At 33.9% G+C, this 1,739-nt stretch carries 2 protein-coding genes; one reads left to right on the forward strand and one right to left on the reverse strand.

Annotation, left to right across the window (positions count from 1 at the left end):
* Window positions 1-63 precede the first annotated feature (63 nt).
* A complete protein-coding gene (locus V7659_RS29555; RefSeq protein ID WP_335543607.1) occupies window positions 64-1,527 on the forward strand; it encodes an IS1182 family transposase in 1,464 nt (487 codons plus the stop codon).
* Here the strand turns inward: V7659_RS29555 and V7659_RS32215 are convergent.
* On the reverse strand, window positions 1,524-1,739 hold a 216-nt coding region (locus V7659_RS32215), incomplete at its 5' end, for an IS3 family transposase (protein WP_420491789.1). The two genes, V7659_RS29555 and V7659_RS32215, sit on opposite strands and share 4 nt — an antisense overlap.

Here is a 1,739-nt window from a genome sequence, read left to right on the forward strand (position 1 = left end):
AAACTTTCAACTGCCTTTTTATTTTATAATAATGATATTAAATGTATGTAGGTGGTATCCAAAATGATTTTAAACCAAGAGTCTTTCAATCTTAGCCCGTTTATGGCAATTTACGATATTGTTGTACCAAAGAATAATATGCTTCGCCAAATCAACGAACTTGTTGACTTCTCTTTCATTTTAGAAGAACTAAGGAATAAATATTGTCTTGATAACGGTCGTAATGCCGTACCACCTATTCGTATGTTTAAATATTTACTATTAAAATCAATTTTTGATTTATCTGATGTAGATGTAGTTGAACGTTCTAAATATGATATGTCGTTTAAATATTTTTTAGATATGGCACCAGAAGATCCTGTTATAAATCCTAGTTCATTGACTAAGTTCCGTAAGCTCCGTCTCCAGGATGTGAGTTTATTAGACATGCTTATTGGCAAGACAGTTGAGATTGCCTTAGAAAAAGAAATCATTAAAAGTAATGCAATAATCGTGGATGCAACACATACAAAAGCTCGTTACAATCAAAAATCGCCTAAAGAATTTTTACAAGAGAAATCAAAAAATGTGCGAAAAGCTGTTTATCAAATAGATGACTCAATAAAAGAAAAGTTTCCATCGAAGCCGACTTCTAACGAAGTAAATGATGAAGTAGATTACTGTCTTCAAGTCATCCAGGTAGTTGAATCGCAACCGCAAATTAAGGTAATACCAGCTGTAAACGAAAAACTAAATGTCTTAAAAGAAGTCGTAGAAGATTATAAAGAAAAGCTGAGTTATTCAACGGACCCTGATGCGCGTGTTGGGCATAAATCAGCTGATTCTTCTTTCTTCGGCTTTAAAACACATATTGCTATGAGTGATGAACGGATTATTACAGCTGCGGTTGTAACAACCGGCGAGAAAAGTGACGGAAAGTACCTTGAAGATTTAGTAAAGAAAAGTAAAGAAACAGGCATGATAATAAATACTGTCATTGGAGATACAGCTTATTCTGAAAAGGACAATATCCAGTACGCGAAAAAAGAAGAAATTCAACTTGTATCTAAGCTGAATCCACTAATCACACAAGGTAAACGTGCAAAGGAAGATGAATTTGAATTCAATAAAGATGCTGGTTTGTATGTTTGTAAAGCCGGTCACATGGCAATACGTAAAGCACGGATAGGAAAGAAAAATCAACGTAACAACCAACAACAAGTCTATTATTTTGATATTGATAAATGTAAAATATGTCCTTTGCGTAATGGATGTTATAAAGAAGGAGCTAAAAGTAAAACGTATTCTGTTTCGATTAAATCCACCGAACATAAGGAACAGGAAGCATTCCAAAACAGTGAAGAGTTTAAAGAACTCGCACGTTCACGTTATAAAATTGAAGCAAAAAATAGCGAATTAAAACATGGACACGGGTATGATACAGCATCTACTGCGGGTCTATTTGGAATGGAAATACAAGGTGCAACAACCATATTCGCGGTCAATTTGAAGCGAATCATTACTCTTTTAAAAGAAAAAAATAGTTAGGGAAAATAGAAATAGGCAACTTCTTGCAAAAATTCATACAAGAAGTTGCCTATTTTTTTGAGGGTAACACATAAATCATAAAAAAAGGAATGTTTTTCAGTGCCCTCGTATTGAGCCGGGGTCATCTTATTTAGTCCCCACTGATAACGATGATTATTGTACTCTTCGATATATGAATCCACTATCTGTTTGAGGGCATTTAAACTAATACA

The organism is Neobacillus drentensis (assembly GCF_036966985.1).
Taxonomy (GTDB): Bacteria; Bacillota; Bacilli; order Bacillales; family Cytobacillaceae; genus Neobacillus; species Neobacillus drentensis_E.